General features: G+C 72.6%; 11 protein-coding genes. 8 read left to right on the top strand and 3 right to left on the bottom strand.

Going from position 1 to position 16,764, the window contains the following annotated elements; all coding sequences use genetic code 11:
- Positions 1-23: 23 nt before the first annotated feature.
- Positions 24-803: a hypothetical protein gene (locus tag ACZ5WG_RS30300; RefSeq protein ID WP_468727365.1), complete on the bottom strand. Its 780-nt coding sequence runs from the start codon at positions 801-803 to the stop codon at positions 24-26.
- Between the two features lie 65 nt (positions 804-868).
- Here ACZ5WG_RS30300 and ACZ5WG_RS30295 point away from each other — a divergent pair, with 65 nt between their 5' ends.
- The 8 genes from ACZ5WG_RS30295 to ACZ5WG_RS30260 all read left to right on the top strand — a co-directional run bounded on the left by ACZ5WG_RS30295 (position 869) and on the right by ACZ5WG_RS30260 (position 9,452).
- The gene (locus ACZ5WG_RS30295) at positions 869-1,471 is read left to right on the top strand and encodes a rhomboid-like protein (protein WP_468727364.1); all 603 of its coding nucleotides are present in this window, start codon (positions 869-871) and stop codon (positions 1,469-1,471) included.
- Between the two features lie 124 nt (positions 1,472-1,595).
- Positions 1,596-2,393 carry a tyrosine-protein phosphatase gene (locus tag ACZ5WG_RS30290; protein WP_468727362.1) on the top strand — a complete coding sequence of 266 codons (798 nt, stop codon included), beginning with the start codon at positions 1,596-1,598 and terminating at the stop codon, positions 2,391-2,393.
- Positions 2,394-2,469: 76 nt separating this feature from the next.
- Positions 2,470-4,407, top strand: coding sequence for a hypothetical protein (locus ACZ5WG_RS30285; protein WP_468727360.1), 1,938 nt, complete (start codon positions 2,470-2,472; stop codon positions 4,405-4,407).
- Between the two features lie 157 nt (positions 4,408-4,564).
- Positions 4,565-6,019, top strand: coding sequence for a hypothetical protein (locus ACZ5WG_RS30280; protein WP_468727357.1), 1,455 nt, complete (start codon positions 4,565-4,567; stop codon positions 6,017-6,019).
- A 121-nt stretch (positions 6,020-6,140) separates the two neighbouring features.
- Entirely contained in the window at positions 6,141-7,037 is an 897-nt protein-coding gene (locus ACZ5WG_RS30275) for a metal-dependent hydrolase (RefSeq protein WP_468727355.1), read from the top strand.
- Positions 7,034-8,083 carry a PDR/VanB family oxidoreductase gene (locus tag ACZ5WG_RS30270; RefSeq protein WP_468727351.1) on the top strand — a complete coding sequence of 350 codons (1,050 nt, stop codon included), beginning with the start codon at positions 7,034-7,036 and terminating at the stop codon, positions 8,081-8,083. Before ACZ5WG_RS30275 ends, ACZ5WG_RS30270 begins: the two co-directional genes overlap by 4 nt.
- A 30-nt stretch (positions 8,084-8,113) precedes the next feature.
- Positions 8,114-8,851 carry a TetR/AcrR family transcriptional regulator gene (locus tag ACZ5WG_RS30265; protein ID WP_468727349.1) on the top strand — a complete coding sequence of 246 codons (738 nt, stop codon included), beginning with the start codon at positions 8,114-8,116 and terminating at the stop codon, positions 8,849-8,851.
- A gap of 64 nt (positions 8,852-8,915) precedes the next feature.
- Positions 8,916-9,452, top strand: a complete 537-nt coding sequence (locus ACZ5WG_RS30260; protein WP_266994084.1) for a GNAT family N-acetyltransferase — start codon at positions 8,916-8,918, stop codon at positions 9,450-9,452.
- Here ACZ5WG_RS30260 and pulA read toward each other — a convergent pair.
- Positions 9,439-14,781 carry a pullulanase-type alpha-1,6-glucosidase gene (gene pulA, locus ACZ5WG_RS30255; protein ID WP_468727347.1) on the bottom strand — a complete coding sequence of 1,781 codons (5,343 nt, stop codon included), beginning with the start codon at positions 14,779-14,781 and terminating at the stop codon, positions 9,439-9,441. The two genes, ACZ5WG_RS30260 and pulA, sit on opposite strands and share 14 nt — an antisense overlap.
- Positions 14,782-14,941: 160 nt before the next feature.
- Entirely contained in the window at positions 14,942-16,651 is a 1,710-nt protein-coding gene (locus tag ACZ5WG_RS30250; RefSeq protein ID WP_468727345.1) for a carbohydrate-binding module family 20 domain-containing protein, read from the bottom strand.
- Positions 16,652-16,764: the final 113 nt, after the last annotated feature.

Below are 16,764 nucleotides of genomic sequence, written 5' to 3'. Positions count from 1 at the left end.
CGCCGATGAAGGAGGTGCGCCGGTCAGGCGCAGGCAGGACGGCCGGGGGCCGTGGCGCGGGTGTCTCGCCACCCGGGCGGGCCGCGGCGCACCAGGGCGTGCGCGGGCACGGCCCCGCGCAGCCTGCGCGGGGGTTCGTACGCGGGGCGGGCCGCGGGCCGCGGCGGTACGGGGGCCACGCGGGCCCGGACCAGGGCGACCGCGCGGGCGAGCGGCCGGGCCGCCAGCAGCGCGGCGGAGCCGAGGACCGCGGCCAGCCGGAACACGGCGGCCTCGCCCCGCGCCAGCCAGGCGGCGCAGAACAGCCCGGCGAGCACGTGCGCGGCGATCATGCCCAGGCCGCCGTGCCCGGCCATGTCGGCCATGCCCGCCATCCCGGCCATGTCCGCCATCCCGGCCATGCCGTCCGCGCCGCCCGTACCGGCGGCGCCGGCCGCCGTCTCCGGCAGCGCCGTGCCCGCCAGGTGGTGGTGCCCGGGCATCGGCTCGGGCATGACCATGGGCAGGGGCATGGACTTCACGGCGTGACCGGTGTGACCGCCGTGGCCCGCCTGGCTGCCGGAGAAGACCAGGTGCAGTACGCCCTGGACGGCGAGCAGCGCGGCACTGATCCCGACGGGCCCGCGGCGGCGCCCGGCTGCGAGCCGTGCGAGCCCGCCGGTCACCCCGAAAGCACCCAGAAGGCCCATCAAAGGGATGTCCGTGCCAGACATGTACGAATGCCCCACAGCACCCAATGCGGTGCACACCGCCGCGAACATCGCGGCCCGTGCGGTGCGCATCGGCGCGGGAATCTCTGGCATGGCAGGAACATGCTCGCACGAGACCCGGTTCCGCCAGTCCGGGGGCCGTATCCGATCATGATCGGATGAATTCACTGCCATGGCCACCGCCGACGCTCGGCGTGGTGTACACGGGCGGGGTCCAGCTCGGCGCGTACGCACTGGACCGGATGGGGGCGGCGGAGCGGGACCGGGTACTGCGGGGCTGCTCGACGAATGTCGACAACCTCGCCGCCGGCCGCTGGGGGACCCTGCTGAGCAGCGCCTTCGTCGTCGAGGAGCCCATGCCGCTGCCGTACGCGCTGCTGCTCGTCGCGGTCCTCGGGTACGCGGAGTACGCCTACGGGGCCTGGTGGACGGCCGCGGTGTTCGCGTTCGGGCACGCCACGGCGACGTTCATCGTCTACGGAGTCCTGCGCCGGACGGCCGATCCGCAGGCCCGGCGGGCCCTCGACGTGGGGACCAGCTACGGGTTCAACGCCGTGCTCGGCGCACTGACCTCCGCACTGCCGCGCGGGCCGGTCCGTACGGCCGCCCGGGTGGGGCTGCTGGCGCTCGCCGCGGGGCCGGTGCTGAAGCGGGACCGGACCTTCACGGACGCCGGACATCTGGCGGCTCTGGGGGTGGGAGTCGGACTCTCGCTCGCCCTCGATTACCTATCCGGGACGAAACATCCGAAAATCGGGTGAAAGCGGACCACCCGCACCGTCTGCACCCCCATACCCCCGCACCACCCACCACCCACCACCCACCACCGACACCACCCACACCGCTCGCACCGCCCGCACCGCCCGCACCGCTGGAGCCGCCACGATGACCACCACCACCCCCTCCACCACCGTCGCCAACCTGCGCGACCTCGGCGGCACCCCCCTCTCCGGCGGGCGCACCGTCCGCCCCGGGCTGGTCCTGCGCTCCGGACAGCTCGACCGGCTCGACGTCGACGCCGACCCGGTCGTGGCCGCGCTGGGCCTGCGCACGGTCATCGACTTCCGCACCGACGCCGAGCGCGCCGACCACCCGGACCGGATACCGGCGGGCACCCGCCTCCTGATCGGCGACGTCCTCGCCGACAAGCTGAGCTCCGGCAGGATGCCGGCCGCCACACAGCTCAAGGACCTGCTGTCCGACCCGGCGATGGCGGAGGAGCACCTGGGCGGCGGCAAGGTGCAGAGGCTGTTCGCCGACACCTACCGGTCCTTGGTGAACACCGCTTCCGCGCAGGCCGCGTACCGGACCCTGCTCACCGAGCTCGCGGACCCGGACGCGGGCCCGCTGCTGTTCCACTGCACGGCCGGCAAGGACCGTACGGGCTGGGGCGCGACCGTCGTCCTGTCGCTGCTCGGCGCGGACGACGAGACCCTGATGGACGAGTACCTCTCCGTCAATCCGGCGGTCAAGCAGGCCTTCGCACCCCTGATCGAGGGCTTCACCATCGCCGGCGGCAACCCGGACATCGCACTGGGCCTGATCGGCGTCTTCCCCTCGTACCTGGAGGCCGCGCTCGACGAGGTGAACACGCGGTACGGCTCGATGGGGAAGTACGTGCGCGAGGGCCTCGGCGTCCCCGACGAGACGGTCGAGGCACTCCGCGCCCGCCTCGTGGCCTGATCCGCGGCCGGCATTCGACCCGAACGTGTGACCTGGGGACGGGTGACCATCCGACGATTCGCTCGTTCTGCTGAACGTGACTGCGCCGGATACCGCCACCCGCCCCCCGTCTCCCGTGCCGCCCGACGTCGAGCTGGCCGAGGCCGCCATCGTCGAGCACTACCCGCGGCTGGTGCGGCTCGCCTATCTGGTGCTGCCGCCCGCCCTCGGCCGCAACCGGCGGGTGATCACCGCCCATTCCCTGGCCCAGCGGGCCCTGCCGCGCGGGCGGCGCGGGTCCGGCACCGCCGCCGAGGCCGCTGTGCAGGGCGGGGTTCCGGGCCAGCGCGGGACCGCGGGCACCGAGTCCGGGTACGCGTACGTCCGGCTGAGGGTGCTGCGCGCCGCCCTGGAGGCCGGGATTCCGCTGACCTTCCGGGCGCTGCCCCGGCGGGCGCAGCTGCCTCCGCTGCTCCCCCAGGTCTGGGGGCTGCGGCTGTTCCCGCGCTCCGGCGGGGCCGAGGAGCTGGCCCTGGACCAGTGGCTGGCCACCCTCGACGGGCCCGGCCGGGCGGCCTGCGTACTGCGCGCCCTCGAGCGGCTGCCGGAGCCCGAGGTGCTCCGGGTGCTGACCGAGGCCGGGGTCGCGAACCCCGCCGCCGCGGTCGCGGAATCGGGGGATCCGGCCAACGACGCCCTGTTCGCCTCCCCCGAGTTCGATCCGTGCGTACTCCAGGCGCGGCCCACCGACCTGCTGCGCAGGCGCCGGTTCGTCCGGGCCGGGCTGGCCGCCGCGGCCGCCCTCGCCGTGTGCGGGGCGCTGCTCGCGCTGCCCGGCGGCGGCTGGGGCGCGGACGGGGCCGCGGCCCCGCCGTACGCGCGCAACGCGGCGGCGGAACAGGCCCTGGATCCGGGCAAGCTGGTCCGGGTCGCGCCCGCGCTCTGGCGTACGTCCTCCCGTACGGGCTTCTCCACCTGGCCCGCGCGCGGCGACCGCGCCGACGACGCCGAGCTGCTGCGCCGGGCCCTGGCCGTCTGGGCCCGGCCGGGCCGGGCGGTCGTCGCATCGGCCACCCCCGGCACGCCGCCCGGACCGCCGATGGGCCCGCCGCAGCTGCTGTTCGCGGGCACCGTCGACCAGGCGGTCGTGGTCCTGCTGTACGACGGCCTGCGCGTGGTCCGGTACGCCGAGCCGCGCAACGGGACCTCGGTCGCCGCCCTCGACTTCGCCCGGACCGACGGCGCCTCGGCGGAGAACTCGACCGCGCTCGTGCTGAGCCGGGTCGACGGCAACGTCCGCTACCTGACCGCGCCGTGGGTCACCGGGGCGGGGCTGCGGGACCTGCTCAAGCCCGGTGACGCCCCGGCGCCGCTGAAGCTGGGCCAGGACGGGATCACCCCGCCGGTGGCGAGCCCCGCGCCGTCGGGCAACTGCACCGGCTGGAACGCCTTGGCACTGACCGGCAACGGCTCCACCCGGCTGGTCACCGACCTCGGCGAGCTGACCCCGGCCCGGCTGACCTCGGGCGCGCCGGGCGCGGAGCGCGATGTGGTGGAGGCTGCGGAGCTCGGCGACTGGTCGCGGATCGCGTGCCTGCTGCCGTCGGTCCGCTCGCACGGCGTCCGCAGCGTGAACGCCTGGACGTACGCGAAGCAGCCGCTGCCCGAGGGCCACGGCACTGCGACGTGGCTGTGCACCCGGGCGGAGACCTGGGCGGGCACGGAGGACCGGGTACAGGCGCAGTTCCTGACCCCGGACGCCCCGCTGGCGGCGCAGGCGGCGAAGGCGGAGGGCTCGCCGGCGTGCGGGCCGCGGGAGCCGCGGGTGCTGGCGGGCGTGCTGTGGAAGTCGAAGGCGGGCCAGTGGTACGTGCTGGCGGCGGGCAGTGCGCAGTTCGCGTCGCTGTCGGTGTCGGGCGGCGGGGTGAACGGGTCGGCGAACGGCAACCGGCTGGCGGTGAAGGCACCGGCGGGAGCGCAGGTGGAGCTGGCGGGCAAGCTCACGGACGGTACGAACGCGGGGGTGCTCCGCTAGCCGCCCAGCAGGGTGGGTGAATCTTCAACCGTGAAGAACGGCCGGGGAGTTGGCGGGATCCGGACATGACTGCCGCAGTGCACACATGGCATGATCGGTTCCGGTTACCACTGGGTAACCCACCAACACCCCCCTCACGTACTGAAGGTTCACCCACGTGCGCACGCTCGCCCGACGGCTCATCCTCCCCGGCCTGACCGCCCTGGCCCTCACCGCCACCGGCTGCTCCTCGACACCGCACACCGGCGCCGCCGACGCGGCCGCCCCCGCCACCCTCGCGCCCACGGGCGACGGCACGTCGCAGCAGCTCGACGTGGCCGCGGCGCCGCAGGGGACCCCCACACCGGCGGCCGTGGCCCGCGCCGGCGGGAAGGGCAAGACCGAGAAGTCCTCGCTGAAGGTCGCCTCCTACGACCAGGCGAGCGGACGGGCCGTCATAGCCAAGGCCCCGCAGGGGCCCGCCCAGTCCCCCGCGCCGGGCAAGAAGCCCGAGGCGGGCAAGTCCCCCGCCGCGGGTCCGTCGTCCGGGGCGGGCGCGTCCCCCGAGGCCGACAAGCCCGTCGCCGTGGGCGACGTCATCGCCAGCGCACCTGCGCCCGGCGCCCCCAACGGCCTGCTCGCCAAGGTCACCGAGGTCGTCGGGAAGACCGACCGCGGCACCGAGGTCAAGACCGCCTCCACGACGCTGGCCTCCGTCCTGAACGACGACAAGGCCGACGGCAAGGTCCCCGTCGACCCGGCGTCGGTCACCGTCGAGCCCCTGATGAAGGGCGTCACCTTCTCCTGGGCCAAGAGCCAGGGCGTGAAGTTCGGCCCCGAGGGCGCCAAGCTGCCCCTGGGCAACCTGCGGCTCGACGTGAACGCCGCCGTCGACACCGCCCCGGACGCCCCCGCCTCGGCCGGCGCCTCGGTGTCCGGGTTCGTCCAGCTCGCCCCCCAGGTGGAGTTCTCGTACGACGGCAGCGCGGGCGGCGGCTCCGGGCCGCGCGGTGCCTTCCTCGGCATGAGCGGCGACTGGTCCTCGCAGTGGAAGCTCCAGGGCCGCGCCGCCGCGAGCACCGGGGCCGCCAAGCGGATCCCGTTCGCCAAGCTGCACAGCGCTCCGGTCATCCAGGTCGGCCCGGTGCCGGTCGTCGTCAACCTCGACCTGACCTGCTACGTCCAGGTGGAGGCCGACGGCCGCGTGACCCTCGACGTCCAGCAGGACGTCAAGGGCGACTTCAAGGTCGGCGGCAGCTACGCGACGGGCAAGGGCTGGACGCCGGTCAGCCAGTCCAACGTCAAGAGCACGCCGGTCACGGCGACCGTCACCGCCTCCGGCAAGGTCAAGGGCGCGCTCGGCGCCGAGGCCTCCGTCGGCCTGTACGGGGCCGTCGGCGTCAGCGCGGACTTCGCCCCCTACCTGCGCGGCGAGGCCGACGCCAAGGCGAGCGCGTCCAGCGACGGCAAGACCTCCCTCAGCGGCGCCTGGGCGCTGTACGGCGGCTTCGACCTGAGCGGGAACCTGCACCTGCAGCTCTCCCTGTTCGGCACGCCGCTCTTCGAGCGCAAGATCCCGCTGGGCGCCCTGAACCGCGAGTGGACCCTCGCGAGCGGCCACGCCGAGCGCTAGCCGGACGAGCCGGACGGCAGGCCTGAGTCCCCCGGGCGCGCTGCGCGCCCGGGGGACTCTTGCGTGAAGAGGTGGGCGCAGAGGGGTTTTCCTCTCTCCTACCCCTCAGTACATTGACGCCATGTCTAATACGCCGCTCGCGCCCGCCCCCGTGGCGTCGGAACACATCGAGCTCAAGGCGCGGAACGTGTCCTTCGGCTGGGAGGGCACCCCGCTCCACTGGCTGCCCGGCGACCCGTTCGCCACGCACACCATCAACGTGCTGCACCTGCTGCTGCCCGCGGGCGAGCGCTGGTTCGTGCACGTCTACAAGCAGGTGCTCCCGTACATCAAGGACGAGCAACTGCGCGCGGACGTCGTCGGGTTCATCGGCCAGGAGGCCATGCACGCCGCCGCGCACGACGACGTGCTGCCCCACCTGAAGCGGCTGGGCCTGGACCCGACCCCGTACACGGCGCAGGTGGACTGGCTCTTCGAGAAGCTGCTGGGCGACCGGACGCTGCCCCCGGGCAAGGCCCGGCACTGGTGGCTCATGGAGCGGGTCGCGATGATCGCGGCGATCGAGCACTACACGGCGTTCCTCGGGAACTGGGTGCTCAACGCCGACGAATTGGACCGCCGGGGCGCGGACCCGATGATGCTGGACCTGCTGCGCTGGCACGGCGCGGAGGAGGTGGAGCACCGTTCGGTGGCCTTCGACCTCTTCATGCACGTGGACGGCGGCTACCGCCGCCGGGCCCGGACCTGGGCCACCGCGTTCACGGCCCTCGTCTTCCTGTGGCAGCGGGGTGCCCGCTTCTTCATGGAGAACGACCCGGAGCTGACCGGCGCCAAGGCCTCGCTCGGCCAGTTCTTCCGCGCGGGCCGGCAGGGCACGCTCCCCTCGACGGGTGCCATGCTCAAGTCGATCCCGACGTACCTCTCCCGTACGTACCACCCCTCCCAGGAGGGCTCGACGGCCCAGGCCGTCGCCTACCTGGCCTCGTCCCCCGGCGCGAACGGCGGTGCCACCGCATGAGCCGCGCCCTGAAGGTGGCGGCGCTGGCAGGAGCGGCCCTGCTGACCCGCCGCGCCCTGCGGGGGCGCATCGCCCGCTCCCCCCTGTGGCCCCTCCCGGCGCTGGAGACCCCGGTCTCGGGCTACTCCCCACGGCGTTGGCTGCCGGCCCTGATCGTGTCCCGTACGGAGCCGGCGGACGGGGTCATGGCCCTGACCCTCGAATCCCCGGAGCTCCCGCCGTGGACCCCGGGCGCGCACGTGGACGTACGGCTCCCCTCGGGCCTGATCCGCCAGTACAGCCTCTGCGGAAACCCGGCGGACGCGGGCCGCTACACGATCGCGATCCGCCTGATCGGGGACGGCCGCGGGGGCTCCCGCGAGGCGCACGCCCAGCTGGTGGAGGGCGCGGAGCTGGCCGTACGACCGCCCCGCAACCGCTTCGAACTGGAACCCGCCCGGTCCTACGCCTTCATCGCCGGCGGAATCGGCATCACGCCCATCCTCCCGATGCTGCGCGGGGCCACGGCGGCGGGCGCGAACTGGACCCTCCTGTACGGCGGCCGTACGAGAGCCTCCATGCCGTTCCTCGCCGAACTGGAGTCGTACGGCTCCCGGGTGACCATCACCCCGGAAGACGAGGCGGGCCTCCCCGACCTGTCCCCGCTCGCCGGAGCGGGCCCGGACACCCTGATCTACTGCTGCGGCCCGGACCCCCTGATGAAGGCGGTCCGAGCGGCGGCCCCACCGGGCACCCCGGTCCACGTGGAACGCTTCGCCGCAACGACCCCCACGACCGGGACTTCCCATCCCTTCACGCTGGAACTCCACCGCTCGGGCCGCACGATCGAGGTGGCGCCGGACGAATCCACCCTGACCGCGGTCCGCCGCGAACTCCCCGCCACCCCGTACTCCTGCGAACAGGGCTTCTGCGGCACCTGCCAACACCGCGTCCTCGCAGGCGAGGTCGACCACCGCGACACCCTGCTCACGGACCGCGAGCGCGAGGACTCGATGCTCCTGTGCGTCTCCCGCGCCAACGGCAACCGCCTGGTCCTGGATCTCTGAGCCCCGCTGCGGGCCCAGTAGGGTGTCCGCATGACTACCGGGACGCGGCGCAGGATGGGTGTCGAGGAGCGGCGGCAGCAGCTGATCGGGGTGGCCCTGGAGCTGTTCAGCCACAGGTCGCCCGACGACGTGTCGATCGACGAGATCGCGGCGGCCGCGGGGATATCCCGGCCGCTCGTCTACCACTACTTTCCGGGCAAGTTGAGCCTGTACGAGGCCGCGCTGCGGCGGGCTGCCGATGAGCTCGCGCAGCGGTTCGTGGAGCCGCAGGAGGGCCCGCTCGGGGCACGGCTGGTGCGCGTCATGGGCCGGTTCTTCGCGTTCGTCGACGACCACGGGCCCGGGTTCTCGGCGCTGATGCGCGGCGGGCCGGCGGTCGGGAGCAACCGGACCAACGCGATGATCGACGAGGTCCGGCAGGCCGCCTACGAGCAGATCCTCACGCACATCGGGATCGAGAAGCCGCCCGCGCGGCTGGAACTCGTGGTGCGGTCCTGGGTGTCGCTGGCGGAGTCCACCGCGCTGATCTGGCTGGAGGGGCGGAAGATCCCGCGGGCCGAGCTGGAGCTGCAGCTCGTGCACGACTTCGCCGCGCTGGCCGCCGTGAGCGCCGCGTACGACGGGGAGATGGCCGGGATCCTCGGGCGGATCCTCGCCGACGAGCCGGCCGACGGGCCGTTCGGGGAACTGGTCGGGCGGCTCGGGGGGCTCGTCCCCACGGCCACCGCCGCCGAGCACGCGGTGACCGGGATGCCCGGCCCCCGGTGACCTGCACCTGATGACCGGCCCCCGGTGACCTGCCCCCGGTGATCATCCGCGTGATAATACCCGCGTGATCATTGATGACGGGATCTTGTTCCGGCGGGCCGTGGAGAAGGACGCCGCCACGCTGGTGGCCCTGTACGACCAGGCCGCCCGGTGGATGCGCAAGCACGGGATCGACCAGTGGAAGCCCGGGGACAAGGACGCCGCGCACTTCCTGGCGAAGATGCGCGAGGGCGAGGTGTGGCTCGCCGGGGACAGCGACGGGCGGATCATCGGCGCGTACGAGCTGTGGTGGTCCGACGAGGAGGCCTGGGGCGTGCAGCCGCCGGTCGCCGGCTACGTGCACCGGCTGATGGTGGAACGCGAAACCGCGCCCGCGGGAGCCGGGCGCCGGCTGCTCGAACATGCCGAGCGCCGGATCGCCGGGTCAGGGTTGCCGCGGGCGCGGCTGGACTGCGTCTCCACCAACCCCCGGCTGCTCGCGTACTACCGGGGTGCGGGCTACCGGGTGGTCGGGGAGTTCCCCCACAAGGAGGGCAAGGACGGCCGGGTGTACGGGGTGATCCTGCTCGAGAAGCGGCTCGATCAGCTCACCGTCGTCTGAAGACCGACACGGTGCGGGGCGGGGTCGTGAACTCTCCTGTCCGTGCGTCGTAGGCCGCCCGCTTGACCGCGGGGTCGGATCCGGCCGCCTGGACCGGGTGCAGGGCGTAGCCGGTGCCCGCGAGGGCCGGGATGCGCTGGGGCTGGGCGGCGGGCGTGGCGTTGAAGACCACCACCAGGTCGCCGAGGGTCATGGTGATCACCCCCGGGGTCTCGTCCTTGCCGGAGAGCGGGAAGGCCAGCGCGGCCTGGACCGCCTCCGGTGTGGTGAGGGCGAAGGCCGGTTCCGTCGTACGGATCCGCAGCAGGTCGCGGTAGGCCGCCGAGGCTCCGGTGATGTCGGCGCAGGCGGGTGCAGGGCGGCCGGCCAGCAGGGGCTTCGCGTACAGCCACTTGGAGCCGTTGTCGGCCGCCGGCGGCAGCCCGCGGCCGAAGCCGTTGCCGTCGCGGCAGTCCCAGTGGACGGCGTTGAACCAGTCGCCGCTGTCGTACGAGTTGCGGTCCAGGGACTTCGAGCGGAGCAGGTCCGTACCCGCCTGGGACAGCGACGGGCCCTGGGAGAGGGTGCCGACGGCCATCGCCAGGACCTGCATACGGGCCTGGTCGGCGGTGGAGGTGCCGTCCGGGAGCTTGTACGTCAGGGCGTCGGCCAGGGTTTCGTTGTCGTGGGCGTCCGCGTAGGCGAGGGCGTCGCCCGGGGCCGCCGCGTAGCCGGCCGGGGAGCCGTTGTAGTCCACCTCGGATCCCTTGGTGCGCCGCCCCGCGGTGTCCGTGAAGGCGTACGAGGCGAGGTTTCCGGACAGCCCGACCTTGATCAGGTCCTGGGCGTGCAGGAGCCGGGCCCGCTGCTGGTCCGCGGTGCCGTTCGCGGGCGAGGCGTTCGGGGCCGTGAACAGGCCCGAGGCGAAGCCCTGGACGCGCGGGTCCTCGTCGAAGGGGCCGCCGCCGCGGACCGCGTCGCGCGAACGGTCCGAGAAGGTGGCGATGCCGGTGCCGGCCATGTTCTTCTGCGTGGCCTGGACGAAGCGGGCGTCGTCCGCGACCTCGCCGAAGTTCCAGCCCTCCCCGTAGAGGATGATCTTCTTGCCGTCGACGCCGTCCTTGGCGACGGTCAGCGCGTCGAGGGCCGCCCGGACGGCCAGGATGTTCGCCTTCGGGTGGTGGCCCATCAGGTCGAAGCGGAAGCCGTCGACCTTGTACTCCTTGGCCCAGGTGACGATCGAGTCCACGACGAGCCGGCCCATCATGGCGTTCTCGGGAGCCGTGTTGGCGCAGCAGGTGGAGTTGGCGACCGAGCCGTCCGCCAGCAGCCGCTGGTAGTAGCCGGGCACGATCCGGTCGAGCACCGACTTGTCGGACTGGCCGGACGCCACGGTGTGGTTGTAGACCACGTCCATCACGGTGCGCAGGCCGGCCCCGTTCAGCGACTGGACCATCCTGCGGAACTCGACCGTACGCGCGGTGCCGTTGGGGTCGCTCGCGTAGGAGCCCTCCGGCACCGTGTAGTGCAGCGGATCGTAGCCCCAGTTGTACGCGTCCTTCGCGGCCGCGGCGGCCACGCAGGCCTGCTGCTCCGCCGAGTCCCGCGCGTACACCTTCAGGTCGCAGGCGGGTTCGGTGCGGTCGGAGGCCTTCTCCGGGATGGTCCCGATGTCGAAGGCGGGCAGCAGGTGGACGTACGAGGTGCCGGACGCGGCCAGCGCACGCAGGTGCTGCATGCCCGCCGAGCCGGTGTCGGTGAAGGCCAGGTACTGGCCGGGGTGGGTGCTCGTACGGTCCGCGACCGAGAAGTCGCGGATGTGGAGCTCCTGGATCTGCGCCGAGGTGAAGGGGACCGGCGCCGGCTTGCGCAGTGCCCCCCAGCCGGGCGGGGCCAGCTTCGGGTCGGCCAGGTCGACGGCCAGGCTGTACGTGGAATCCGTGGTCAGGGCGGTGGAGTACGGGTCGGTGACCAGGTTGCGGACCACCTGGCGGGTGCTCGGGGCCCACACGGTCACGGCGTAGCGGTACGGCTTGCCGGTCCAGTTGCGCTCACCCCGCACCGACCAGACGCCGGTGGTGTCGTCGCGGTGCATGGCGAGGGTGCGGCCGTCGAGCTCGAGGGCGACCTGCTGGGCGGTGGGGGCCCAGACGGAGAGGGTGGGGCGGCCGTCCTTGAAGACGGGGCCGAGCGCGGCCGTGTTCGCGTACAGGTCGTCGAGTACGCCGGCGAGCTGCACGCCGGTGGCGGCCAGGACGGCGCCGTTCGCGGCGCGGGCGCTCGCAACGAGCTGGCCGCGCAGGGCCTCCCGTACGCGGTCCCGGTCGCGCGGGTCGACGGAGTAGGCGGCGTACGTCGCCAGGTGCGGGAACTTCTGCTTCTGGGCGGCGGTGAGCTCGGTCTTGGCCAGGCGCAGCCACTGTGCGCCGCCCGCGTGCAGGATGCCGTTCTCCGCGGTGACCGCGCCTTCGCGGGAGGCGAGGAGCTCGACGGAGGCGGCGGCCGCGGGGGCGTTCCAGGCGAGGGTGTCGCGGTCGATCCAGACGGCCTGGGCCTTGGTGAGGTCCAGGGCGGCGGCGGAGCCGGCGGGCTGCGGGAGGAGGTACGGGGCCCGGCCGCCCAGCATCCAGACCTCGTGGCCGGTGGCCTTCAGGTCCAGGGACTGGTCGGAGGGGAGGTCCTTCTCGTCGCCCTTGTGGAGGATGTAGCTGAGGCTGGTCGCCCCGGCCGCGAGCGGGACCTCGTACACCGCGCCGTAGGAGTCGGTGCGGACGGGCAGCAGCGGCTTGGACCAGTCGGTCGGGGTCGCCGCGCCGGTCCAGACGTGCAGGCCCCAGCCGTCGTAGGCGCCGTCGGCGCGCTGGTAGTGGAGGACGGCCTTGGCCTGGTCCTGCGGCGGGTAGGCGGGGCGGTCGGTGCGGGCCGCTTCCTTGCCCTGCTCGAGCCAGACCTCGCCGGTCTTCGTCACGTCGAGGGTGCGGTCGGCGGCGACGTCCTTGTTGCCGTCCTTGTCGATGACGAGGTAGCCGAGGGAGGAGGCGCCGGGCTTGAGCTTGACGTATGCGAAGGCGCCGTACGCGTCGCGGCCGGTGAAATCGTGCCCGGCCGGCCAGGGGGTGGCCTCCCCGTCCGCCAGGTCGCCCCAGGCGTAGAGCCGCCAGTTCGTGTAGTCGCCGTCGGGGCGGCGGTAGTGGACGACCGCGTAGTCGCGCTGGGTGGCGGTCGGAGGCTCCACGGGCGGGACCTGGCCGGAGACGGACTCGGCGAGGGCGCTCGCGGTACGTCCGGCGGAGTCGACGACGACGGCCTTGTAGCGGAGGGCGGTGCCGGCCGGGGCCGTGATGTGCTGGGTGACCTTGTACGGGGCGTGGTCGGCAGAGCCGAGGACCTGCCATTTCCCGGTGCCTGCCTGGGCGGCGAAGACGACCCGGTTCAGGCCGCCGCCGGTGACGTCGGCGGAGAGCTCGACGGTGCCGGTGGCTGCCGCCGGGGCCTTGAGGGTGATTCCGGGAGCCGTGGCGGGTGTGGCGATGGGCGCGCCCGCGCGCAGTACGACGGATCCAAGGGCCGGGACGACCACACGGATGCCGGCGGACGTGGCCCGTGACGGGACCGAACCCCCGTACAGGGCGGTGAACTCGGTGCCCGGCGCGCTGCCGACCGGCATGTCGATGGTGACCGGCTCGGGAGCGTTGTTCACCGCGACCGCGTACTCCGCCTTGGAGCGGGCGTCGGTGCGCGTGAACGCATAGACGGAGTCGCGGGCGAGCCGCTCGGTCTGGATGCCGTCGCGCAGCGCCGGGTGGGCCTTGGTCAGCTGGGACAGCGCGGCGATCTGGCGGTACAGCGGATGGGCCGGATCGTAGGCATCGCTCGCATGCGTGCGCACCGTTGCGAGCTGGTCGTCGTCCAGGTAGTCGGCGACCTTCGTGGCGAACAGCGGCTGCCGCGAGTCCTTGTCGCCGCCGGCGCCCGTGAAGCCCTGCTCGTCGCCGGAGTAGACCACCGGGTTGCCCCGGGAGAAGAACATCAGCTCGTTGGCGAGCCGGTACCGGTCCAGCAGCTCCTGCTCCGCCGCCCCCGGCCGGTCCTGCTTCAGGAAGCTCCCGAAGCGGCCCATGTCGTGGTTGCCGAGGAAGGTGACCTGCTCGTAGGCGTTCGCCTTGTCCGTGGTGTACCGGTAGTCGTCACCCAGTACGGAGCCCAGCCGCGAGGCGGCTGCGCCCTGGGAGGCGTACGCGCGGATCGCGTCCTGGAGCGGGAAGTCGAGGGTGGCGTCGAGGCGCCCGCGCGTCACGTACGGGGAGGTGACGGCGGTGTCGGCGGAGTAGACCTCGCCGAACATGAAGAAGTTCTTGCGGCCGCGCTGGGCGGCGTACTTGTCGAGGGCGGTGGCCCACTGCGTCCAGAACTCGGTGTTGACGTGCTTGACCGTGTCGATGCGGAAGCCGTCGATCGCGAAGTCCTTGACCCACTTCTCGTAGATCTTCTCCATCCCGCCGACGACCTCGGGGCGCTCGGTCCACAGGTCGTCGAGGCCGAAGAAGTCACCCTGGTCGGAGGACTCCCCGGCGAAGGTGGAATCGCCCCGGTTGTGGTACATCGTCGGATCGTTGAGCCAGGCGGGAGCCTTCAGTGCCTTCTTCGCGTCGGGCACGAACGGTGTCCGCGGAAAGGCCTCGGCGTCGACCTGCGGAAACTTCTTCTTCCCGGCCGCGTAGTCGGAATCCTCGAACGGCACCCCGCCCTTGGTCAGATAGGGAAAGGCCCCCTTCGACAGGTAGGAGTAGGACTGCTCCCGGTAGTCGACGACATCGGCGGTGTGGTTGGTGATGACGTCGAAGAAGACCTTCATCCCCTTCGCGTGCGCCTTGTCGATCAGCCGTTCCAGGTCGGCGTTGGTGCCGAAGTGCGGGTCGACCTGCGTGAAGTCGGTGATCCAGTACCCGTGGTACCCGGCGGAGACGTCGGCCCCCTTCCCCTGCACCGGCTGGTTCTTGAAGATCGGCGCCATCCAGATGGCGGTGGTGCCGAGCCCCTTGATGTAGTCGAGCCGGTCGGTCATCCCCTTGAGGTCGCCGCCCTGGTAGAAGCCCTTGTCCGTCGGGTCAAGACCGGTCTCGAGCCGGGTGCCGGTCAGGCCGCCGGTGTCGTTGCGCGGGTCGCCGTTCGCGAACCGGTCCGGGAGGACGAAGTAGAACTGCTCCCTGGTCAGGTCGTGGCGTGCCGGCTCGGCGGCCAGCTTCGCGTCCGAGGGCGGGGCGGGCGGCGCGGCGGCCACTGCCGGGAGGGCGGGCAGGAGCGTCACGGCCAGGGCGGCGGCGAGCACTCCTGCGGCGGGGCGTATCAAGGCGGGTCTCCTTGGTTACGTGTCGCGTGGATGAGGGCCGCCCGGCGGATGGCGGGGGTTCTGGATGCCGGGCGGCCCTGGTCTGCGGAGGGAGGGAGAGGTCAGGGGGTGTCCGGCGGATCAGGGCCGGGCTGTCCGGCCCTGATCCGCCGGACACCCCCTAGTTGCGCCAGGTGTCGTTCAGCACGACCTTGCCGCCGGCCGGGACGGTGGCGGCGCGGTTGGCCCCGCTCTCCCAGGTGACGTTCCCTGCGGCGTCCTTGCGGAGGTACTTGTACGAGAACGCGGTCCCGGCCGGGAGCGACACGTCGAGCTTCCAGACGGGGTAGGCCGCCGGGTCGAGCTTGAGGGCGCTGCCGGTGTTCCAGCCGCCGAGCTCGGCGCGGTCCCCGGTGACGTAGACGTTCTGCCCGGGGACGGTGGTGGCGTTGACGGCGAACGAGGCGCCTGTGGCCGCCGGCGGCGGAGTGCTCCCGCCGCCGCTGCAGGTACGGGCGTTCACGTGCAGGGCGAGGGCGGTACCGGCCCCGAGGGTGGCGGTGAACTGCCCGGCCGAATTCACGCTGACCGTACGCCCGCTCTGCACATCGCAGTAGTCGCCGGCCGGGAGGGAGCTCTGGAAGGTCCGGGTGAGGGCCGAGCCCTCGTGGTTGATGGCGACGTACGCCTTGGCGCCGCGTCCGAAGGCGATCTGGTCGGCGCCGTTGTCCCACCAGTTGGTGACGGCCTGGCCGCGGGCCGCGTTGCGGAAGCCGACCATGGAGGAGATCTCCCGCCAGGCGTGCTGGCACTTCCACCCGTCGGTGTAACAGGCGTTCACCGTGCCGCCGTTCGGCGGGCCGGCGTCCTTGTCGGTCCACTCGTACCCGGAGTGCACGTCGGGGGACCCGTACGGCCAGGCCAGCATGAAGACGCCGGCGAGGGTGTAGGCGGAGCCGTCCTTGTAGTTCAGGGTGTCGCCGACCCGCTCGGTGTCGTGGTTGTCGACGAAAACGGCGGACTGGGAACCGGCCATGTATCCCCAGGCCTCGCCGAAGTTCTTCAGGTAGGCGAGGTTCTCGTTCTGGAACACCCGCTTCAGATCACGGGCGTAGCGGAACTCCTGCACGTCCCCGTTGCCGAGGTACTCGGAGGGCGAGACGGCCTCACCGGCGCCGTGGATCGCCTCCTGCTTCCAGTACACGCCCGGGTTGGTCAGCCGAGCCTTGATGTTGGCCAGGTCGGCGGCGGGCATGTGCTTGGCGGCGTCGATCCGGAAGCCGTCGACGCCCAGCGACAGCAGGTCGTTCAGGTACCCGGCGATCCGCCCCCGCACGTAGTCCTCGCCCGTGTCCAGATCGGCCAGCTGCACGAGCTCGCAGTTCTGGACGTTGGCCCGGTCCTGGTAGTTGGAGATGGTCGCGCGGCAGTCGTCCATGTCAGAGCCCGAATAGACCCCGGGGTAGCCGTACTTCGTGTACGACGACCCACCGGTCCCCACACCGTCGCCGGCCGCCATGTGGTTGATCACGGAGTCGGCGACGACCTTCACCCCGGCGGCGTGGCAGGTGTCGACCATGGCCTTGAACGCGGCCCGGTCCCCGAGCCGCCCGGCGATCTTGTAGCTGACGGGCTGGTACGAGGTCCACCACTGCGAGCCCTGGATGTGCTCCTGGGGCGGGGAGACCTGGACGTACCCGTACCCGGCGGGCCCGAGCGAATCCGTGCAGGCCTTGGCCACGGACTCGAAGCGCCACTCGAAGAGCACGGCGGTGACGTCCTTGTCGCCGGGCGTCGCGGCGACGGCCTGCGGTGCCGGGCCGGTGAGGGCGGCGGCGGCAAGTGCAGTCGCGGCGAAAAGAGTTGCAGCTCTGACGGCTCTGGCAGGCATGCGGGGGGCCTCCTGGCGGAAGAGGTGGGGATTGCAGCGACCGTAGGGGCCAGGTAAGAGCCCTGCAAGAGTTTGCGCAAGAGATTGCAGAATTGTTTCCAGGGTGTGTCCTG

Source organism: Streptomyces sp. NPDC032745 (genome assembly GCF_055579465.1).
The sequence above is the reverse complement of the archived record's forward strand: the minus strand, read 5'-3'. Positions and strand labels throughout refer to the sequence as shown.